This window comes from Acinetobacter lwoffii (assembly GCF_052078135.1).
GTDB classification, from domain to species: Bacteria; Pseudomonadota; Gammaproteobacteria; order Pseudomonadales; family Moraxellaceae; genus Acinetobacter; species Acinetobacter lwoffii_Z.
The window spans coordinates 1-18,738 of sequence record NZ_JBQGUZ010000020.1 but is presented as its reverse complement, the minus strand read 5'-3'; the positions used below and the strand labels follow the sequence as shown (position 1 = coordinate 18,738).

Here is an 18,738-nt window from a genome sequence, read left to right as displayed (position 1 = left end):
CGCGAGGTTCTTATGAACGAAAAGAAACAATCCCGTTTGCGTCGTGCGAAAAGCACACGCTTGCACATCCGTGCATTGGGTGCGACTCGTTTGTGTGTAAACCGCACTCCGCGTCACATCTATGCTCAAGTTATCTCTGCAGATGGTGGCAAAGTATTAGCGCAAGCTTCTACTTTAGACGCTACTCTACGTGCGGGTACAACTGGTAACGTTGAAGCAGCTCAAAAAGTAGGTGCTTTAATCGCAGAACGCGCTAAAGCAGCTGGTGTTACTAAAGTTGCATTTGACCGTTCTGGTTTTAAATATCATGGTCGTATCAAAGCCTTGGCTGATGCTGCTCGTGAAAACGGCTTGGAGTTCTAATCATGGCTAAAGTTGAACAAAACGAAGGTCTTGTTGAAAAGCTGGTTGCCGTTGATCGTGTAGCCAAAGTTGTTAAGGGTGGTCGTATCTTCTCTTTCACAGCATTAACTGTTGTGGGTGATGGTAATGGTCGCGTAGGTTTTGGTCGTGGTAAAGCACGTGAAGTTCCAGCTGCTATCTCTAAAGCACTTGAAGCTGCTCGTCGCAATATGATTACTGTTGACCTTGTTGATGGTACGTTACAGCACCCAATTCATGCACGTCACGGCGCTAGCCGCGTATTCATGCAGCCTGCCTCTGAAGGTACAGGTGTAATTGCTGGTGGCGCTATGCGTGCAGTTCTAGAAGCTGTAGGCGTACGTAACGTGTTGACTAAATGCCGTGGTTCTACTAACGCTGCTAACGTAGTAAACGCAACTTTCAATGGTTTGCGTGATATGACTACTCCTGAAAAGGTTGCTGCGAAACGTGGTCTTTCAGTAGAACAAATTCAAGGGTAATCAATCATGAAAACGATTAAAGTTACCCAGACTAAATCTGCATCGCACCGCTTGAAAAATCACAAGCTTAGCCTGCAAGGTTTAGGTCTGCGTCGTATTGGTCATACTGTAGAAGTGTTAGACACACCTTCTAACCGTGGTATGATCAACCAAGTCTACTATATGGTTAGTGTAGAGGAATAAGCCATGACTCTGCGTTTAAATACAATTGCACCTGCAGAAGGTGCTAAACGTGACAACCTTCGTTTAGGCCGTGGTATCGGTTCTGGCGTTGGTAAGACCGGTGGCCGTGGTGTCAAAGGTCAAAACTCACGTAAGAGCGGTGGTACTCGTCCAGGTTTCGAAGGCGGTCAAACAGCACTTTATCGTCGTTTGCCTAAATTCGGCTTCACTAGCCAATTGGCTTTGAAAACTGCTGAAGTACGTTTATCTGAGCTTGCTAAAGTTGAAGGCGACATCGTGTCTCTTGAAACTTTAAAAGCTGCGAACGTTGTACGTAAAGACATGATCCGTGCTCGTATCGTACTTTCTGGTGAAATTACTCGTGCATTCACTGTTCAAGGTGTTGCATTGACTAAAGGCGCTAAAGCTGCTGTTGAAGCTGCTGGCGGCAAAGTCGAGGAGTAATCCCCAGTGTCTATGACTCCTAGTTCTTCAGGTCATGTCAACATGATGAAAGGCCAACCATTTCATGTGAAATACCGTGAAATTATTCGTCGAATGATGTTTCTCATTGGTGCGTTGTTGGTGTTTCGACTAGGAGCGCATATTCCAGTACCAGGCATCAATAATGCTGCGTTAGAAAACTTGTTTAATGCAAACCAAGGTACCATCCTTGGTTTGTTTAACATGTTCTCTGGTGGGGCATTAGAACGAATGTCTATTCTTGCTCTCGGGATCATGCCATACATCTCTGCATCGATTATCGTGCAGTTGATGTCAACTGTGGTTCCTTCGCTGGAAGCTTTAAAGAAAGAAGGCGAGCAAGGCAAACGTAAAATTAATCAATACACACGACAAGGCACATTATTCTTAGCGCTGGTACAGGCGGTAGGTATGTGTGCAGGCCTGATCAGTCAGGGGATTACCCTGAATACTGGTTTGGCTTTTTATGTTCCTGCAGTAACCTCATTGGTTGCGGGGACCATGTTCTTGATGTGGTTGGGTGAACAGATTACCGAGCGTGGGGTGGGGAATGGTATTTCCATGATCATCTTCGCGGGTATTGTTGCCGGATTGCCTAATCTGATTATGCAATCTTTCTCATCTGTAGATAATGGCCAGACCAGCCTGATTGGCTTGGTAATTTTTGGTTTGTTATCTCTGGGTGTTTTGGCAGCGATCGTGTTTATCGAGAAAGCGCAACGTCGTATTCCGGTAAACTATGCTCAAAAACAACAAGGTCGTCGTGTATTTACTGCACAGCAGACACATTTGCCATTAAAAATTAATATGGCGGGTGTGATTCCGGCAATTTTTGCCAGCTCATTGCTTTTGTTCCCTGCGAGCTTAGGTCAGTGGGTGGGTAGTGCAGATCCAAATGCTGGATTTATTAAGCGTAGCCTGCAAGATGTAGCATTGGTGTTGTCGCCTGGTCAGCCGTTGTATTTGGTGCTCTTTGGTGCGTTAATTATCTTTTTCTGTTACTTCTATACAGCACTGGTATTTAGTCCTAAAGAAGTGTCAGAGAACTTGAAACGCAGCGGAGCTTACGTGCCTGGTATACGTCCAGGTGAGCAAACTGCTCGTTACTTAGATCATATTCTCAATCGTTTGACGTTTATTGGCGCGATTTATATCGCAGTCATTTGTTTGATGCCGATGGTATTGCAAAGTTCATTTGGTATTCCATTCTATTTGGGTGGTACCTCTTTGCTGATTGTTGTGGTAGTAGTGATGGACTTTATGGCTCAGCTGCAATCACACCTCACTTCGCACCAATACGATAATCAAACGTTAATGAGAAAAACGACTGCTCATCCTAAGGGATAAGCGCACTTGAGGTTTCATCATGAAAGTACAAGCTTCTGTTAAGAAAATTTGTGGTAGCTGTAAAGTTATCCGTCGTAATGGGGTTATCCGCGTAATTTGTAGCGCAGAACCTCGTCATAAGCAGCGTCAAGGTTAATCTGATTAAGACCTGTTGATTTCTGTAGGCGAATTAGGTTATTATCCGCCCCTCAAGATTTTTGTGGGGCGGTTGATTATCTACTGCCTTTTTGGAGAAAATTGAATGGCTCGTATTGCCGGTGTAAACATTCCGGATAACAAGCACGCTGTTATCTCTCTAACGTATATCTTTGGTATTGGTCGCCATACTTCAAAAGCTATCTTAGCTGCTGCTGGTATTGCTCCAACTACTAAGATCCGTGAATTAGATGACACTCAGCTTGATGCGATTCGTGCAGAAGTTGCTAAGGTTCCGACCGAAGGTGATTTACGTCGCGAAATTTCCATGAACATTAAACGTTTAATGGATCTAGGCTGCTACCGCGGTCTTCGTCATCGTCGCAGCTTGCCTGTCCGCGGTCAACGCACCAAAACTAACGCTCGTACCCGTAAAGGTCCGCGCAAACCTATTAAGAAATAAGATTTCTGGAAGCTAAAAGATGGCTAAAGATACTCGCGCACGCAAGAAGGTCACTCGTACCGTCTCTGAAGGTGTCGCACACATTCACGCTTCTTTTAATAACACCATTGTGACTATTACCGATCGTCAAGGTAATGCACTGGCTTGGGCCACTTCAGGTGGACAAGGCTTCCGTGGATCACGTAAATCAACTCCGTTCGCTGCTCAGGTAGCTGCTGAAGTTGCTGGTAAAGCTGCTTTAGATTACGGTTTGAAAAACTTGGACGTCCTTGTAAAAGGTCCTGGTCCTGGTCGTGAATCTGCGGTTCGTGCTTTAGGTGCAGTGGGTTATAAAATTAACAGCATTACCGATGTGACGCCAATCCCGCACAACGGTTGCCGTCCACCTAAAAAACGTCGCGTGTAAGGAGAAACATTCATGGCTCGTTATATTGGTCCAAAATGCAAACTCTCTCGTCGCGAAGGGACAGACCTGCAACTTAAATCAGGCGTTAAACCGTTTGATGTTAAGACAAAAAAACATGCGAAAGTTCCTGGCCAACACGGCGGGGCTCGTGGTGGTAAACAATCTGAGTACTCACTACAATTACGTGAAAAACAAAAAGTACGTCGCATGTACGGTGTTTTAGAGCGTCAATTTAGTAACTACTATAAAGAAGCTGCTCGTGTTAAAGGCGCAACTGGTGAAAACCTGTTGAAGCTACTTGAAAGCCGTCTTGATAACGTTGTTTATCGTATGGGTTTCGGTTCTACTCGCGCAGAAGCTCGTCAGTTAGTATCTCACCGTAGCATCACTTTGAATGGCCGTCGTGTTAACATTGCGTCTATCCAAGTTAAAGCGGGTGATGTGATCGCAGTTCACGAAGGCGCTAAGCAACAATTACGTATCAAAAACGCAATTGAATTAGCTACTCAACGTGGCATGCCTTCTTGGATGGAAATCGACCATTCTAAATTAGAAGGTACGTTCAAAGCTGCACCGGATCGTTCTGATTTACCTGCTGAAATCAACGAAAGCTTGATTGTAGAATTGTATTCTAAATAATCCTTGAGGAAGCAATATGACGCGTACTGCAAATGAGTTTCTAACTCCGCAAGCGATCAAGGTCGAAGCGGCAAGCGGGACCTCGGCAAAAGTTATTCTAGAACCATTAGAGCGTGGCTTTGGTCATACTCTTGGTAATGCTTTACGTCGCATCCTTCTTTCTTCTCTACCTGGCGCAGCTGTGGTAGAAGTTGAGATTGAAGGGGTCGAGCACGAGTACAGTACTTTGGAAGGCTTGCAGCAGGACATCGTCGAGCTCTTGCTGAACCTAAAAGGATTGTCGATTAAGCTGTTCGATCAAAATGAAGCTTATTTAACATTAGAGAAACAAGGTGCAGGCGACGTAACTGCGGCTGACCTTCGTTTACCTCATAATGTTGAAGTGGTTAACCCTGAACATTTGATCGGTACTTTAAGTGCCTCAGGCTCATTGAAAATGCGTCTGAAAGTGGCTCAAGGTCGTGGCTACGAGACTTCTGATTCACGCTTCCCTGAAGGCGAAACTCGCCCAGTGGGTCGCTTGCAGTTAGATGCGTCTTACAGCCCAATCAAACGTGTTTCATACACCGTGGAAAACGCGCGTGTAGAACAACGTACTGACCTTGATAAACTGATCATTGATCTTGAAACTAACGGTACTGTAGATCCTGAAGAAGCGATCCGCAAAGCTGCAACTATTTTGCAGCAACAAATTGCGATCTTCGTTGACCTTCAGAAAGATCAAGCACCTGTTGCTCAAGAGCCTCGTGAAGAAGTTGACCCAATCTTGCTTCGCCCAGTAGATGATCTAGAGCTAACTGTTCGTTCTGCTAACTGTTTGAAAGCAGAAAACATTTACTACATTGGTGATCTTGTACAGCGTACCGAAGTTGAGTTGCTTAAAACTCCTAACTTGGGTAAAAAATCGCTTACTGAGATCAAAGATGTTCTGGCTTCTAAAGGCTTACAACTCGGCATGCGTTTAGAGAACTGGCCACCGGCTAGTCTCCGTATGGACGATCGTTTCGCCTATCGTAGCCGTTAATTAAGTAGGACTATCACCATGCGTCATCGTAATAGTGGTGTGAAATTAGGCCGTACAAGCAGTCATCGTAAAGCGATGTTCCAAAACATGGCTAACTCTTTGTTCGAGCACGAGTTGATCAAAACAACTGTGCCTAAAGCAAAAGAGTTACGTCGTGTAGCTGAGCCTTTAATCACTTTAGCTAAAAACGATACAGTAGCAAACCGTCGTTTGGCGTTTGCTCGTACTCGTTCAGCAGCAACTGTTGGTAAATTATTTACCGTTCTTGGCCCTCGTTACAAAGAGCGTAACGGCGGTTATCTACGTGTTCTTAAAGCGGGCTTCCGTGCAGGTGATGCTGCACCGATGGCTTACGTTGAGCTAGTAGATCGCGAAGTTAACTAATTTCGTGAAGAATAACGTAAGTTGTTCGAAAAGGTCGGTTGAATAAACCGGCCTTTTTTAATGCCTGTATATTTTAATTTAAAGTGATTGAGTTCAACATAACTGATCTGGCCTGAAAAGATAAAAAAATAGTGGCTTTTTAATGAACTTGACATTGTGTATTGTCAGTTTTGTGATTTAATAAAAACAGATAGCATCGCTTAGGTAAAAGAACAACATGGAAAAGCAGGTAGATATTTTAATTGTGGGTGCAGGGATCTCGGGGATTGGTCTAGCAGCACATCTTTCTAAACATTGTCCGCAACGCTCTTTTGAGATTATTGAACGCCGCGAAAGTATTGGTGGAACTTGGGATCTGTTTAAATATCCGGGCATCCGTTCTGATTCCGATATGTCGACTTTTGGTTTTAATTTTAAACCCTGGAAGAAAGAAAGCGTGCTTGCCGATGGCGCATCCATCAAAAATTATCTGGCTGAAGTGGTGGAAGAGTTTAAACTTCAGCCAAAAATCCATTTCCAGCATCGGGTTCTGAGTGCTAATTATGATTCTGCCACCTGCAAATGGTCAGTAGAGATTGTGGACGCACAGGGTAAGACGCAGATCTGGATCGCCAACTTTATACTGGGTTGTACCGGTTATTATAATTATGATCAGGGTTTTCAGCCGGAGTTTCCAAATCAAACTGCATTCAAAGGTGAGTTTATTCATCCGCAACATTGGCCGGAAAATTTAAACTATAAAGGCAAAAAGGTGGTCATTATTGGTAGTGGTGCGACCGCGATTACCTTGGTTCCTGCGATGGTCAAAGGTGGAGCAGGTCATGTCACCATGTTGCAACGTTCCCCAACTTATATTGCTTCTGTACCCTCGGTCGATTTTATTTATTCAAAAATGCGTAAATATCTGCCTGAGGAGGTCGCCTACAAGCTGACACGTGCGCGTAATATCGGCATGCAGCGCGGGATTTATGCTTTGGCACAGAAACAGCCAAAATTATTAAAATCACTTTTGCTTAAATCGGTGCAATTCCAGCTGAAAGGTAAAGTGGACATGAAGCACTTTACCCCGAATTATGAACCTTGGGATCAGCGTCTCTGTGTGGTGCCGGATGGGGATCTGTTTGAAATTTTACGTGAAGGGCAGGCATCGGTTGCAACGGATCAGATAGAAACCTTGACCGAAACTGGAATTCAGCTGAAATCAGGTCAACATCTGGATGCTGATATTATTGTTTCTGCAACGGGTCTGAATATTCAAATCCTCGGCGGGATTCAGGCGACGATGGATGGTCAGCCTATCGATACCTCACAGCATATGCTGTATAGAGGCATCATGGTCAGTGATATACCAAATATGGCGCTGATTATTGGCTATATTAATGCCTCCTGGACGCTTAAAGTCGATATTGCAGCTGAGTATATTTGCCGTTTGTTGAACTATATGGATCAGCAAGGTTATGCGCAGGTGATTCCTCAGGGAGATCAGAGCGAATTGCTTCAGGATACCGTCATGGGCAGTCTCAGTTCGGGTTATATTGCCCGTGCTGCGGATGTGATGCCAAAGCAGGGTAAACATGCTCCGTGGAAAGTCAGCAATAATTATCTCGCAGACCGCAAGGAACTCAAACAGGCTTCCTTTGAAGATGGGGTGCTGAAATTTAGAAAAAACAGCAATGCTTTAAAGCATAAACCGCGTCTGGTTTCTTAAAGTTATATTTTTGCATACAGAAAAAGGAGTCCTAAGAGACTCCTTTTTTATGAATCCATTTTAAAGTGAACGGGCGATGAGTTCTTTCATGATTTCATTGGTACCCGCGTAAATCCGATTGGCACGGTTGTCGATATAGGCACGGGCAATCGGATATTCTAGCATATAACCATAGCCGCCATGCAATTGCAGACATTCATCTACGACTTTGCTGTACATTTCTGAAATCTTGTATTTGGCCGCAGCAGCGGCATCTACGCCCAGTTCGTGATTGAGTTGCAGCTGCATACAGCGATCCAGATAAGTGCGGCACACATCGATCTCGGTACGTAGTTCTGCCAGTTTAAAACGGGTATTTTGAAAATGGCTGATGCTCTTGCCAAATGCCTGACGTTCCTTGGTATATTTCACTGTATGGGCAAAAGCGGCTTCAGCGCCTGCCTGACAGATAATCGCCACAATCAGGCGTTCCCAAGCCAGTTCTTTCATCAGCATCATAAAGCCCATGCCTTCCAGACCGAGCAGGTTTTCTGTGGGTACCCGAACATTGTCAAAGAATAGTTCGCAGGTATCCTGACCTTTCATGCCAATTTTATTCAGCGGCTTGCCTTTACTAAATCCGGCACGCTCTGCTTCGACCATAATCAATGAAAGATTGGCTGAACCTTTGTCATTATTGCCGGTTTTACAGACCACAATCGCCATGTCACAGAGATAGCCATTGGTAATAAAGATTTTGGAACCATTAATCACATAGTCATCGCCATCGAGTACTGCCGAGGTACGCACTGCTTGCAGGTCAGAGCCAGTTCCCGGTTCGGTCATGGCAATCGCGGTGACGACCTCTCCAGACGCCATTTTCGGTAACCATTGTTGTTTTTGAGCTTCATTACCAAAATTCAGCAGATAATTGGCAACAATATCTGAATGCAATGAAAATCCAGTCGCTGAATCTCCGGCATAGGCCTGTTCCTCAATCAAAATCATGCTATACAGCCGGTCTACGCCAGAGCCGCCATATTCTTCGGGCATGGTAGCGCAGAGCAATCCAAGCTCACCGGCTTTATTCCACAGCTCTCGATCTACATGCTGTTGACTTTCATAACGCTCGGTATGTGGAATGACTTCTTTCTCATAAAATTTACGTACCGTCTCGCGAAAAGCATCATGTTCGGTACTAAAGAGTTGGCACGGCAGCATCGGGGCAAGTGGGCGAATGGCTGCAGATTGCATCTTGTTATTCCTTATTTTGATTTGTTTGGTTTAACTTAGGTCATGCCAAGATCAGCAGCAATGAGCGGAATGTTCAAATGACTTAAATCTGCTGATGCTTTTGGTCATTTCTATGAAATCCCTCGAAATTCAGCCAGCGCTTCAGGTAAACTATTCGGGTTTATAACGAGTTGGGGAAATTCGATGACTGATGACATCAGCTTAGAAGAGCGCAAAGTGATTTATCGTGCGCGTCGTGGTCTAAAAGAACTGGATGTATATTTTGATCCCTACGTAAAAAACCATTACCTGAATGCTGAGCCTTTCGAAAAACAGATGTTTGCAGAGCTGGTTGAGCAGGAAGACCCGGATTTGCTGGACTGGTTTATGGAAGTGTCCGAGCCGCCACGCCCTGAACTAAAAGATTTTATCAAGAAGCTTAAATTTTACGTTCATGGATAATCGTTGCTTCAAGCTGAAACGCAGTCTGTGTGCATTGGCGTTTCAGCTGTTTATTTTTGCACTGCTGATGTATCTGTTGTATCAGTTATTACCGATTGCAATTTGGGCAGTATATGTTGTCATAGGCTTGGTAATTTATCAGCTGTTTTATCGTAAGACGCCACAGATAGAGCAGTTTGAATATCTCGATGGACGTGAATGGTCCTTGACTACCAAAGCACGACCGACCCGTCGGGTATTCATCAGTCATGTCATTGATCATCAGGCGTATATTGTGGTGTATTTCCAGCATGCCAAGGCGCGACCTTTACTGATCTGGTGTGATCAATTGCCGTTCAAACAATGGAAGTCTTTAAAAGTACTGACTAAATTAGTTTAGTTATAAGACAAACACATTTTAATGATTTAATTAAAATGTTCATAAAACAAATATTTAGATCAACTTTCTATTTTTATTGTCAGACAAAAATTACGGTTAATGCATAACTTAGAGAAATTGTCTGACAATTTATTCCCTATGTTTTATTTTTAGCCTGTACATTTAACTCACCAACAGCAACTACGGGAGACCTTGATGGAATTTCCAGTGTGGATGTATTTGATCGTCGCGATTGTTTTAGCCTTGGTAGTAGGACGAATCGGGACGGTGCTGAAGGATAAGTTTTCATCTTAACCAAGCAGGGTTTTATCATTTTTCTGCTTGTACAGTTAATAAGTAGCATGTGCTGAACCGTCGCAATGCTACTTTTTTTTGCCCAAAATTTGGGATTCTCCTTAATACAGTCAATTGCAGCGTGGCTATTTAATGGCAAAGTGTCTCGTCTAAATTAGAGTAAATACTCTTTTATTCACAAAATGCTTCTGATATCTTTAGCAGAAAGATGGACATAATCACAATTATAGAGGACAGGAAAATGTCAGGCGTCCGTAAAATATGCCAAGGTATGGCGACCATTGCAATAACAACAACAGTTTTGACGGGGTGTTCTCAGGTCATTAAAACCGGTGCCAATGTTGCACTGGGTTTCACCGAAAACCATATTGTACCGCCGATTTTAGCGATGGATGATGCTGAAATGGTGTGTAATTCAGGGAATTCTTTAACGCCGGCCATTATGGCGACCAAAGAAATGGGGGCGGATCCAACACGGGTGGCCGTGCTGATGTATTCGGCTGCCGGTATTTGTGCCGAGCAAAAAGCGCTGGAAGCCGAGTTACGCTATTTACGTGCTTCAAAAACCAATCAGGTGGCAGAAGCTCAAGATGCCCGAATCGAGCAGAAGCGCTGGGCGGCACTGGCAGCACAGCGTCAATATACCGGTTATCAACTGTTCCAGAGCCGTTATGAAAAGAAATACCAAAAAGCCCTGGGTGAAGAATGCCCACGCATGAACAGTGATATCGAGCAAACGGTTTATCTGTTGGGTATGCTCAGTGGCTTGCAGGCCATGACCAATGATATTAACTCGGGTGGTGCAGTGCATGTACCGAAAGATATTGCTGCCGTGGTCGAGCGTGGCATGGTGTGTCTGGATAACGCGAAATTCTGGGGTGCGCCGAATGCCACCCGTGCGGTGATCTGGACTTTGTTGCCAGGCGCAGGGGAAGGCAAGCCTGACCCTTACCAAACATTAAAACAATCTACACAAATTGGTGAGCAAAAAGGTGTACGTTTATCTCATGCCTTGTATGCCGTAGCGGCTCAGGCCAGTGGCGATGATGCCAAAGTTCGGGATGCCTTGAAAACCTTTGCTCAGGCCCGTACGGAGGAAAAACCGGTAAATCCGCAATTCAAGCTGATTGACAGCATGGCCGCGATTATGGTCAGTGGCATATCAGATCGTTACTGGACAGAAAATACTGGTATACGTAGTGGCGATGATGGCATGCAACGTTTCTGGGATGAATCCGACAGTTCTTCCGAGCTCGATGATCTGTTCAGTGCGGATCTGTAATGCAGATACTATGCATGAAGCTTCAGGGATGAAGTCAAATTAGATGGTCAGGGAGGACAACAGGCCGATGCTAGATCAACATTTTCGACGAAAAATTATTTTTCTAGCGGCTTTTGTCTCTCTCTCTGCATGTCTGCAAATTTTTCAGGATCATTTTATCTACTGGCAAGAGAGTCTGCTGGGTGAATTCTGGCGACTCTGGACAGCGCACTGGGTACATGTGAGCTGGATTCATTACTTTCTAAACATTCTCGCCTTTATCTGTTTACCTTTCATTTTTCCACGCGCTACCGTCTGGCATTTCTGTGCCATTTTGCTGATCTTGCCACCGTTGATCAGTTTAAGCTTTTATTTTTTCTTACCCAATATTGAAGCCTATGCGGGCCTGTCGGGCGTGCTGCATGGTGCCTATGTCGCCGTAGCCTGTGTACATTTGCTGTATAAGCGGGAACGCGGCTTTGCGGCGCTGGTATTATTTTTGATTTTTGCCAAACTGGTCTGGGAAAACACCATTGGCAATGTCGGAACGGCGCAGCTGATCGGTAGTCCGGTTTTGGTTGAGGCACATTTACTTGGGGTGATTTGGGGCGTGATTCTGGCGCTGATCTATATTGTGAGCAATTATTTTCGGGATAATTAAAGTGCAGAGATAAATAATTTACTTGGCAGAAAATACAAAAAGAAAATATAAATTGTCATTTTTATTGTGCCAATTTTCATGCAAAGTCAAAACATAGAATAAAGATCCTGACCTTTGAAAAGGAATTTTCTAGGCAGAAGGGAAGATCAGCGTCCTAGACCAAGCATCAGGCCGCTAAAATAAAAATAGGAATACACATGCAAAATAATGATCAAAACAGATCAGGATTAGGTCTGTTGCGTTATATATGGACAGAGTGGATCTCGACCTTCGTCGTGCTGGTTTTACTTTTGCTCACTTTGATTATTGGCACCGGGGAAATGATTCACGGTCAGTTGCTGCGTATGGGCGAGCGTATTTACGGCGATCCGGCAACAGGAATGCAATATTCATTTTTAAGGGCTGAGCCGACGCGTCCACAATGTGAACGCAATATTAATGTTGATCAACGCGTTCAGCAGCAGATAAAAGCCGATGCAGCCGATGAATATGCCGACTTCTTCGGGGTGCGTTCGGAAGCGGATGTCCGTGCTGCGGTGTTACAGGCACAGCAGGTCTGTGAAGAATCCTACCTGTTTTATGATAAAGCCATTCAACATGTGCAAGCTCATCCAAGTATTCGGGCTTATCGGACGTTTGAAACCTCTTTTTTTGGAATCTTCAAGTTTGGTACGGAAAACCGGGCTTTGCTTCTGGTCATCATGGTGGTCTTTGCTGCGATCAGTGCCACTCTAAAAACCCATCATATTGGCTTACGTAGCCCGAGCACGCGTATCGACTTTAAAGTTTATTCGGTCGCCATGCTGGTCGCTAATGCTTTCCTGGCATTTTCATCCTATAGCCAATATCAGTCCGTATTGAACTCGGGCGTGCCGATGGGGGAGATGAAGTACATCTACTGGTTGTGGATGATTCTGTTCAGCACACTCACCTTGATCAGCCTGTATCAGGTGATCAAACAGCCAAAACCAACGCGCGAAGGTGGCAGTTTTGGTCTGGCCTTTTTGAGTGTGCCGCTGTATGCCTATATGGCCATTACTACCGGAATAAATTTCACCTTTTTTATGGACTATCCAATGGGACAGGGGATTTACCTCGGTCAATTGGTAGAGTTTTCCAGTATTTTCCTAAATCTGGCCTTGTTTATCTGGGCCGGTATGTTGCTGAAACAGACCCGTGTCGTGGACATGTTCCTGAATATTCTGCGTCCATGGAATCTGGCCCCTGAAACCCTGACCTGGTTAATCTTGCTGGCAGCTGCATTACCGACCGCCTATACCGGAGCATCAGGGATTTTCGTAATTGCCGCAGGTGCGATTATTTACAAGGAAGTCTGGAATGCGGGCGGACGCCGTCAGTTTGCATTGGCCGCCACTGCAATGTCTGGTTCACTGGGCGTGGTTTTACGTCCTTGCTTGCTGATTGTCGTTGTGGCATCACTGAATAAAGAAGTGACCACCGACTTACTCTATCACTACGGGATTTATGTCTTCCTGCTCAGTTCGACTTTATTCCTGGTAATTTCCCTGTTCTTTGCAGAAAACAAATTCCGGATTGCTGCACCTATTGTGGCTGCTCCTCAATCCGGTCGCGCCTTCATTGCGATTATTCCATATATCGTGATTTTCATTCTGATCTGGTTATTCTATAAATATGCCTTGTCGACTGACCTGAATGAATTTACCGCACCAGTGATGATGCCAGTCATTCTGCTGATGATTGTCTTGTTCGACAAGTTGCGTCATGAACCTGCGCCGTTGCCGGCAGTGGGGCATTGGGATGAAACTTTGACCGCAACTTTAAACTCAAGATCGGCACCTGAACTGGCGACAGCCGGTGCCGCAGCCAATGCAGAATATCGTGAGGCTGAACATAGTGAACAACCAGGCAAAGAATTGGCTGTTGATCATACTGTGCAGCGTTCAAAAGCGACTGAAATTTTGCGTAATGTCGGTTTCTGGAAATCCATGCATATTTCTACCAGTGAAACCGTGGGACATATTGGTGCGCTGGTGATTCTGATGGCACTTTCGGTGAGTGTGGGTGGCTTGCTGGAACGTATTGAAATTATGGAAGCCTTCCCGACCGAAATCAGCAGTACCATTCTGGTGATTTCCCTGATTGTCGGCTTGATGATTTTTGTCGGGATGATCATGGATCCATTTGGCGCGGTGATTCTGATCTCGGCGACCGTGGCTCCAGTGGCCTATCAATACGGCATTCATCCAGTACATTTCTGGATGATTACCCTGATTGGTTTTGAGCTGGGTTATGTGACGCCACCGGTTGCGCTAAATCATCTGCTGGCCAGACAGTCGATTGGCGATGCTGAGGTGGCTGAAGCGGATGCGGAAGTTCGCCATCTGTCTTTTTACTATCGTTATGAACGCTGGATTTTACCAGTGATAGTATTGCTGCCTGCGATGCTGATCATTGCCTATGTGCCTTATATCTTTAAGCTGTTCGGCTGGTATCAATAAGAAAAAAGCAATAAAAAAGCACTTTCGGGTGCTTTTTTATTTATTTGATTTAAAATCGTTAATCAAATTTTGGATGAATTCAGGCGTTTTTGCAGAATTGGACTACACAGTAGAATCGCACAGAAAATCAGCCCCAGCCCAATCAGGCTATAAAGGTCCGGAACTTCCTGCCAGAACAGAAAGCCCCACATGCCGGCAAAGAAAATCACCACATAGTTGACCGGTCCAATCTGTCCTGCCGGAGCCAGCTTGTAGGCATTTGACATAAACAATTGGCTGAAATTGGCCAGGATGCCGGCAGTAATCAGATAGCTGAGTTCTGTCAGGGTATAAGATCGCCATAGCCAGAACATCGGAATCACTGAAATCAGGGTGCCAATAAAGCAGAAATAAAACACGATTTTTTCCGGAGACTCAGTTTTAGTCAGTGCCCGAACCGTGACAAAGGCCATCGCCGCCAGAAAGCTCGCACTCAAACCAATGACCGACATCAGGTTAATTAGACCCGAATCCGGTTTGGCAACACAGAGTACCCCGACGAAACCAATCAGAGCCGCGACTAACATGCTTGGTGTGATTTTTTCCTTGAGAAATAGCCAGGCAATCAGTGGAATAAAAATCGGGGAAGAGTAGGTAAAGACCATGGCATTGGAGAGTTTTAAATGCGCGATGGCATAGAAAAAGCCGTACATGGCCGTCAGTCCGACCACTGCGCGCCAGGTGTGCATCCACAGCTTTTCAGTTTTGAAAAAAACAATGCCTTTATTGAAAATGAAGGGCAGGAAAATAAACAGCCCAACAAAATTGCGAAAGAAGACCACTGTGGCATTATCAACCGTTGCCGAGGCATAACGGATACACACGCCCATAACTGAAAAGAGAAAAGCAGAGCAGGTCAGTAACAGAATGGCTTTAAGCAGATGCGGAGCGGCTGGGGCGGACATGGAAACAACTGAGCTAGAAGATCTGACGATATTCTAGCTGAAATGCTGTCGAGATTTACTGGCTTTGAGCAAGTTGTGCTTCAAGTAACTTGATCTGTTCCTCTTTCAGTTGGATCAACTGGTCGGCATCGCTATGCTGCGCATCCAGTGTGGCCTTTTGTTCATTGAGCTGAACTTGGATGTCATCTAGTTTAGCCACTTCTTCTTTGGCCAAACTGGCATTCTCCGGCACTGGTGAATCTAACAGCTGCTCTGATACCAGTGCTTTAGCTTCAATCGCCTCAGCTGCTTTCGCTGCCGCCGTATCTTCAGTTTTCGCCGCAGGTTTTGCTGCCGGAACAGCCGCGATATCTTCCTGATGCATGCGTTCCGCTTCACCGGAAGAGGCAGTCAACCACTGATATAGCAATACCAATGCAACGACAGTAACTAAAGCCCCCATAATCCCCATTAAAAGTTTGGGGTTATTTCTTTGTTCTACTGACATAGCTTGAACCTTGATTTTTATTTTACTGAACGAGGTTTAAACTGAATCACGCCAACTTCATCTGGAACAGCTAGTGTTTCTGGTTGATCAACATGCGTGGGACGATTTTCTTCATAACCACATTCAATACATTCGATCCATTCATCTTCACCAGAGGTCAGCATGACGACGCGATCTAACGCCTGACATTTTGGACATTTTGCGCCTGCAATGAAACGACGTTTAATGGTCATCATACTCACCTTGTGATCAACTTAAAAAGCTAGTTTAAGCGTTTTTAGAGGGGTTCGTCCAACCTTGATGACGCAGCAATGCATCTATTTTTGGCTCGCGTCCGCGGAAATTGATAAATGCGTCAAGTGCTGTGTCTTTTCCGCCAACTGCGAGGATATTTTCCCGAAACTGCTTTCCAGTAATGGTATTAAAAATACCTTCATCTTCAAAGCGGTCGAAGGCATCACTGGCCAAAACTTCGGCCCATTTATAGGAATAATATCCCGCTGCATAACCACCGGCAAAAATATGACTGAAGCTGTGCTGGAAACGGTTATAGTCGGTGGTCGGTAGAACCGCATATTTTTCACGGATCTCATTCAAAGTAGCCTGAACCTGTGCTGCATTTAAAGCCGGATTGGCTCGGTGAATACTCAGGTCAAACAGGGCAAATTCAAGCTGACGCAGGGTTTGCATGCCAGACTGGAAGAAACGTGCATCCAGCAGGGCTTTCAGCAGTTCAGCCGGCAAAGATTCTTGGGTTTCTATGTGCTCGCTGAGCAGATCCAGACTTTCCTGATCCCAAGCCCAGAATTCCATAAATTGGCTTGGCAGCTCGACCGCATCCCACGCCACGCCATGGGTACCTGCCACGGCAATATTGTCTACTTCTGTCAGCATATGATGCAGGCCATGACCAAATTCATGGAACAAGGTGATGACTTCATCATGGGTCAGCAGTGCAGGGCGATTGCCGACAGGTGGAGTAAAGTTACCGACCATATAGCAAATCGGTTTTTGCAGGCCATCACTGGTCTGCATACGGGAACGGAAACCGCTCATCCAGGCACCGCCACGTTTGCCTTGACGTGCATACAGATCAAAATAGAAACCGCCAATCACCTGACCCTGATCTTCTAGTTCAAAATAACGTGCATCTGGATGCCAGACAGGCGCTTTACGTTCAATGACTTGAATGCCATACAGACGATTCACAATACTGAACAGGCCTTGCAGGATTTTTGGTGCAGGGAAGTAAGGTTTAAGCACTTCCTGTGACAAATTAAATTGCTGCATTTTCAGCTTTTCAGAATAATAGCCACTGTCCCACGGTTGCAGATCACGGATGCCATCTTCAGCAGCAATCGCTTTCAGTTCTGCAATTTCTTTCTCTGCTGGCGCGCGGGCATGCTCTGCCAGATCACGCAAGAATTCGTCTACGGCCTCTACACTTGGTGCCATTTTGCTGGCTAAGGACAATTCCGCATAATTATTAAAGCCAAGCAGTTTTGCCATTTCCAGACGCAAACTGAGAATTTCTTCGATCAGTGCAGTATTGTCAAACTCGCTCTGTTCAGCCTGATCTGACGCACGCGTGGTATAAGCTTTATAGAGTTCTTTACGCAGAGGGCGATTTTCTGAATGGGTCATGATCGCCAGATAAGACGGGAAATCCAGCGTAGCCACCGGTTGATCCAGCTCACGTTGCTGACCATATTGTTTTAACAGCTCAATATTATTTGAAGATAGACCCGCTAACTCATCTTCATTCAGCGGTCTGAAATAGGCCTGAGTCGCATCTAGCACATGGTTGGAGAAGTCGGAAGATAATTGGGACAGACGTGCCGAAATTTCCGCATAACGTTTTTTCGCTTCACCCTCTAACGCCACCCCAGATAATTTAAAGTCACGTAAGGCCAGTTTAATGGCGCTTTGCTGCGCTGCCGGCAGTTCACTATAAATCGACGCATCATAAATATGCTGATAGGTCTGATACAGCGCCGTATGTTGACCCAGTTGCGTATAATATTCGCTAAGACCCGGTAAAAGTGCTTGGTAGACATCACGGGTTTCGGCATTGTTCATCACGGCATTTAAATGTGACAAGATGCCCCAAGACTCACTCATATTGTTTTCAAGCGTGTCGACATGTTCCAGAGTAGTCAGCTGCTCCTGTACTGTAGTAGGCGTTTCGGTGAGGTCATTCAGGAACTTTTGCCCTTCAGCGATACAGCTTTTAATTTTTTGTTTTAGCTCAGCCAGCGTAATCTGATCAAATTGTGGAACAGGCAAAGTTGCCTTTTCTAAAGTCATGTCGGTCTGCCGATTTATTTCCTATGTTAAATCTAGATGTAGGGGTTATGAGCTAGGAAATCAAGCTATCTACAGTTTTTTCTCGATCTTTTGATTTAAGGTTGTTAATGATTTATTGATATTTTTTAATTGTTCTAATAATCCTCCATTGGATGCTGGAAGTGATTCTAATTCATTTATATCAATTGTAGAGATGTCAGTGATTTTTGTTTTCCAAAGATTCAAAGGGTGTTTATACAAATATGTAATAGTGAATGTTATAGGGGAATTATCTAATGAATCTTTTAAGCCCCCATATTGCCCCCAATCGTATATATAGCTCTGATTGGGTGGGAATACTTTGACTCCATTTTTAAAAATACCAGTTTCAAAATCTTGTTTTTCAGAATTTAATTTTTCAATTCCAAATGCCGCGCGAGGGATCGGTCGATCACTAGATATTTTTACATTATGAGCGATGGATTTTCCAATATTTTTAACATGAAGTTGGATTACGGATTCTTTCCCATAATGAGGCGTAGCAAAAATAGGGTGTGTTGACACTTTTAGCTTAAAAAAATAGCGAAGTAGTAAAATCAAATCGCCAAACCCAATTTTACTATTCGCTATGCCTCGTACCATGCTGACAGATCAACAC

Annotated in this window: 23 protein-coding genes; 17 read left to right on the top strand and 6 right to left on the bottom strand. The window is 44.8% G+C overall.

Going from position 1 to position 18,738, the window contains the following annotated elements:
- The first annotated feature begins 12 nt into the window (after positions 1-12).
- From rplR to ACTL4S_RS12555, 12 genes are all read left to right on the top strand, one after another.
- Positions 13-363 (top strand): 50S ribosomal protein L18, encoded by a 351-nt coding sequence (gene rplR / locus ACTL4S_RS12610; RefSeq protein ID WP_004281497.1) that lies wholly within the window; start codon positions 13-15, stop codon positions 361-363.
- A 2-nt stretch (positions 364-365) separates the two neighbouring features.
- Positions 366-863, top strand: a complete 498-nt coding sequence (gene rpsE, locus ACTL4S_RS12605; protein WP_004281496.1) for a 30S ribosomal protein S5 — start codon at positions 366-368, stop codon at positions 861-863.
- Positions 864-869: 6 nt separating this feature from the next.
- Positions 870-1,046 carry a 50S ribosomal protein L30 gene (gene rpmD / locus ACTL4S_RS12600; protein ID WP_004281495.1) on the top strand — a complete coding sequence of 59 codons (177 nt, stop codon included), beginning with the start codon at positions 870-872 and terminating at the stop codon, positions 1,044-1,046.
- Between the two features lie 3 nt (positions 1,047-1,049).
- Positions 1,050-1,490: a 50S ribosomal protein L15 gene (rplO, locus tag ACTL4S_RS12595; protein WP_004281494.1), complete on the top strand. Its 441-nt coding sequence runs from the start codon at positions 1,050-1,052 to the stop codon at positions 1,488-1,490.
- A 45-nt stretch (positions 1,491-1,535) separates the two neighbouring features.
- The gene (secY, locus tag ACTL4S_RS12590) at positions 1,536-2,855 is read left to right on the top strand and encodes a preprotein translocase subunit SecY (RefSeq protein ID WP_171057005.1); all 1,320 of its coding nucleotides are present in this window, start codon (positions 1,536-1,538) and stop codon (positions 2,853-2,855) included.
- 19 nt (positions 2,856-2,874) lie between these two features.
- Positions 2,875-2,991, top strand: coding sequence for a 50S ribosomal protein L36 (gene rpmJ, locus ACTL4S_RS12585; protein WP_000867907.1), 117 nt, complete (start codon positions 2,875-2,877; stop codon positions 2,989-2,991).
- A 105-nt stretch (positions 2,992-3,096) separates the two neighbouring features.
- Positions 3,097-3,453: a 30S ribosomal protein S13 gene (gene rpsM, locus ACTL4S_RS12580; RefSeq protein WP_441299450.1), complete on the top strand. Its 357-nt coding sequence runs from the start codon at positions 3,097-3,099 to the stop codon at positions 3,451-3,453.
- Positions 3,454-3,472: 19 nt separating this feature from the next.
- A complete protein-coding gene (gene rpsK / locus ACTL4S_RS12575; RefSeq protein WP_004281491.1) occupies positions 3,473-3,859 on the top strand; it encodes a 30S ribosomal protein S11 in 387 nt (128 codons plus the stop codon).
- 12 nt (positions 3,860-3,871) lie between these two features.
- The gene (rpsD, locus tag ACTL4S_RS12570; protein ID WP_004281490.1) at positions 3,872-4,498 is read left to right on the top strand and encodes a 30S ribosomal protein S4; all 627 of its coding nucleotides are present in this window, start codon (positions 3,872-3,874) and stop codon (positions 4,496-4,498) included.
- A 16-nt stretch (positions 4,499-4,514) separates the two neighbouring features.
- Positions 4,515-5,522, top strand: coding sequence for a DNA-directed RNA polymerase subunit alpha (locus ACTL4S_RS12565; protein ID WP_004281489.1), 1,008 nt, complete (start codon positions 4,515-4,517; stop codon positions 5,520-5,522).
- A gap of 18 nt (positions 5,523-5,540) precedes the next feature.
- Complete coding sequence (rplQ, locus tag ACTL4S_RS12560; protein ID WP_004281488.1) at positions 5,541-5,906, top strand: 50S ribosomal protein L17; 366 nt, start codon at positions 5,541-5,543, stop codon at positions 5,904-5,906.
- Between the two features lie 217 nt (positions 5,907-6,123).
- Complete coding sequence (locus tag ACTL4S_RS12555) at positions 6,124-7,614, top strand: flavin-containing monooxygenase (RefSeq protein WP_005101195.1); 1,491 nt, start codon at positions 6,124-6,126, stop codon at positions 7,612-7,614.
- Between the two features lie 60 nt (positions 7,615-7,674).
- Here ACTL4S_RS12555 and ACTL4S_RS12550 read toward each other — a convergent pair whose 3' ends face one another.
- A complete protein-coding gene (locus tag ACTL4S_RS12550; protein WP_148334989.1) occupies positions 7,675-8,847 on the bottom strand; it encodes an acyl-CoA dehydrogenase family protein in 1,173 nt (390 codons plus the stop codon).
- A gap of 183 nt (positions 8,848-9,030) precedes the next feature.
- On the opposite strand from ACTL4S_RS12550, the gene ACTL4S_RS12545 reads away from it, so the two are divergent.
- The 5 genes from ACTL4S_RS12545 to ACTL4S_RS12525 all read left to right on the top strand — a co-directional run bounded on the left by ACTL4S_RS12545 (position 9,031) and on the right by ACTL4S_RS12525 (position 14,363).
- Complete coding sequence (locus ACTL4S_RS12545; protein WP_004281484.1) at positions 9,031-9,288, top strand: FAD assembly factor SdhE; 258 nt, start codon at positions 9,031-9,033, stop codon at positions 9,286-9,288.
- Positions 9,281-9,667: a hypothetical protein gene (locus tag ACTL4S_RS12540; RefSeq protein WP_441299449.1), complete on the top strand. Its 387-nt coding sequence runs from the start codon at positions 9,281-9,283 to the stop codon at positions 9,665-9,667. Before ACTL4S_RS12545 ends, ACTL4S_RS12540 begins: the two co-directional genes overlap by 8 nt.
- Before the next feature lie 535 nt (positions 9,668-10,202).
- Positions 10,203-11,243: a hypothetical protein gene (locus tag ACTL4S_RS12535; RefSeq protein ID WP_004732263.1), complete on the top strand. Its 1,041-nt coding sequence runs from the start codon at positions 10,203-10,205 to the stop codon at positions 11,241-11,243.
- Between the two features lie 67 nt (positions 11,244-11,310).
- Positions 11,311-11,883: a rhombosortase gene (rrtA, locus tag ACTL4S_RS12530; RefSeq protein WP_004281478.1), complete on the top strand. Its 573-nt coding sequence runs from the start codon at positions 11,311-11,313 to the stop codon at positions 11,881-11,883.
- A gap of 197 nt (positions 11,884-12,080) precedes the next feature.
- The gene (locus tag ACTL4S_RS12525) at positions 12,081-14,363 is read left to right on the top strand and encodes a TRAP transporter large permease subunit (protein WP_441299448.1); all 2,283 of its coding nucleotides are present in this window, start codon (positions 12,081-12,083) and stop codon (positions 14,361-14,363) included.
- A gap of 62 nt (positions 14,364-14,425) precedes the next feature.
- Here the strand turns inward: ACTL4S_RS12525 and ACTL4S_RS12520 are convergent, their stop codons facing one another.
- The 5 genes from ACTL4S_RS12520 to ACTL4S_RS12500 form a co-directional block, all read right to left on the bottom strand.
- On the bottom strand, positions 14,426-15,307 hold the full coding sequence (locus tag ACTL4S_RS12520) for a DMT family transporter (RefSeq protein ID WP_441299447.1): 882 nt from the start codon (positions 15,305-15,307) through the stop codon (positions 14,426-14,428).
- A gap of 55 nt (positions 15,308-15,362) precedes the next feature.
- Positions 15,363-15,794: a restriction endonuclease subunit S domain-containing protein gene (locus ACTL4S_RS12515; RefSeq protein WP_441299446.1), complete on the bottom strand. Its 432-nt coding sequence runs from the start codon at positions 15,792-15,794 to the stop codon at positions 15,363-15,365.
- Positions 15,795-15,811: 17 nt separating this feature from the next.
- The gene (locus ACTL4S_RS12510) at positions 15,812-16,021 is read right to left on the bottom strand and encodes a YheV family putative zinc ribbon protein (protein WP_441299462.1); all 210 of its coding nucleotides are present in this window, start codon (positions 16,019-16,021) and stop codon (positions 15,812-15,814) included.
- Between the two features lie 40 nt (positions 16,022-16,061).
- On the bottom strand, positions 16,062-18,101 hold the full coding sequence (locus ACTL4S_RS12505) for a M3 family metallopeptidase (protein WP_441299445.1): 2,040 nt from the start codon (positions 18,099-18,101) through the stop codon (positions 16,062-16,064).
- Between the two features lie 69 nt (positions 18,102-18,170).
- Positions 18,171-18,722 carry a DUF8453 domain-containing protein gene (locus ACTL4S_RS12500; RefSeq protein WP_441299444.1) on the bottom strand — a complete coding sequence of 184 codons (552 nt, stop codon included), beginning with the start codon at positions 18,720-18,722 and terminating at the stop codon, positions 18,171-18,173.
- Between the last annotated feature and the right edge of the window lie 16 nt (positions 18,723-18,738).

Bases quoted from the DNA above. Each gene is read 5' to 3' on its own strand.
- rplR (WP_004281497.1), top strand. From the start codon at position 13: ATGAACGAAAAGAAACAATCCCGTTTGCGTCGTGCGAAAAGCACACGC.
- rpsE (WP_004281496.1), top strand. From the start codon at position 366: ATGGCTAAAGTTGAACAAAACGAAGGTCTTGTTGAAAAGCTGGTTGCC.
- rpmD (WP_004281495.1), top strand. From the start codon at position 870: ATGAAAACGATTAAAGTTACCCAGACTAAATCTGCATCGCACCGCTTG.
- rplO (WP_004281494.1), top strand. From the start codon at position 1,050: ATGACTCTGCGTTTAAATACAATTGCACCTGCAGAAGGTGCTAAACGT.
- secY (WP_171057005.1), top strand. From the start codon at position 1,536: ATGAAAGGCCAACCATTTCATGTGAAATACCGTGAAATTATTCGTCGA.
- rpmJ (WP_000867907.1), top strand. From the start codon at position 2,875: ATGAAAGTACAAGCTTCTGTTAAGAAAATTTGTGGTAGCTGTAAAGTT.
- rpsM (WP_441299450.1), top strand. From the start codon at position 3,097: ATGGCTCGTATTGCCGGTGTAAACATTCCGGATAACAAGCACGCTGTT.
- rpsK (WP_004281491.1), top strand. From the start codon at position 3,473: ATGGCTAAAGATACTCGCGCACGCAAGAAGGTCACTCGTACCGTCTCT.
- rpsD (WP_004281490.1), top strand. From the start codon at position 3,872: ATGGCTCGTTATATTGGTCCAAAATGCAAACTCTCTCGTCGCGAAGGG.
- ACTL4S_RS12565 (WP_004281489.1), top strand. From the start codon at position 4,515: ATGACGCGTACTGCAAATGAGTTTCTAACTCCGCAAGCGATCAAGGTC.
- rplQ (WP_004281488.1), top strand. From the start codon at position 5,541: ATGCGTCATCGTAATAGTGGTGTGAAATTAGGCCGTACAAGCAGTCAT.
- ACTL4S_RS12555 (WP_005101195.1), top strand. From the start codon at position 6,124: ATGGAAAAGCAGGTAGATATTTTAATTGTGGGTGCAGGGATCTCGGGG.
- ACTL4S_RS12550 (WP_148334989.1), bottom strand. From the start codon at position 8,847: ATGCAATCTGCAGCCATTCGCCCACTTGCCCCGATGCTGCCGTGCCAA.
- ACTL4S_RS12545 (WP_004281484.1), top strand. From the start codon at position 9,031: ATGACTGATGACATCAGCTTAGAAGAGCGCAAAGTGATTTATCGTGCG.
- ACTL4S_RS12540 (WP_441299449.1), top strand. From the start codon at position 9,281: ATGGATAATCGTTGCTTCAAGCTGAAACGCAGTCTGTGTGCATTGGCG.
- ACTL4S_RS12535 (WP_004732263.1), top strand. From the start codon at position 10,203: ATGTCAGGCGTCCGTAAAATATGCCAAGGTATGGCGACCATTGCAATA.
- rrtA (WP_004281478.1), top strand. From the start codon at position 11,311: ATGCTAGATCAACATTTTCGACGAAAAATTATTTTTCTAGCGGCTTTT.
- ACTL4S_RS12525 (WP_441299448.1), top strand. From the start codon at position 12,081: ATGCAAAATAATGATCAAAACAGATCAGGATTAGGTCTGTTGCGTTAT.
- ACTL4S_RS12520 (WP_441299447.1), bottom strand. From the start codon at position 15,307: ATGTCCGCCCCAGCCGCTCCGCATCTGCTTAAAGCCATTCTGTTACTG.
- ACTL4S_RS12515 (WP_441299446.1), bottom strand. From the start codon at position 15,794: ATGTCAGTAGAACAAAGAAATAACCCCAAACTTTTAATGGGGATTATG.
- ACTL4S_RS12505 (WP_441299445.1), bottom strand. From the start codon at position 18,101: ATGACTTTAGAAAAGGCAACTTTGCCTGTTCCACAATTTGATCAGATT.
- ACTL4S_RS12500 (WP_441299444.1), bottom strand. From the start codon at position 18,722: ATGGTACGAGGCATAGCGAATAGTAAAATTGGGTTTGGCGATTTGATT.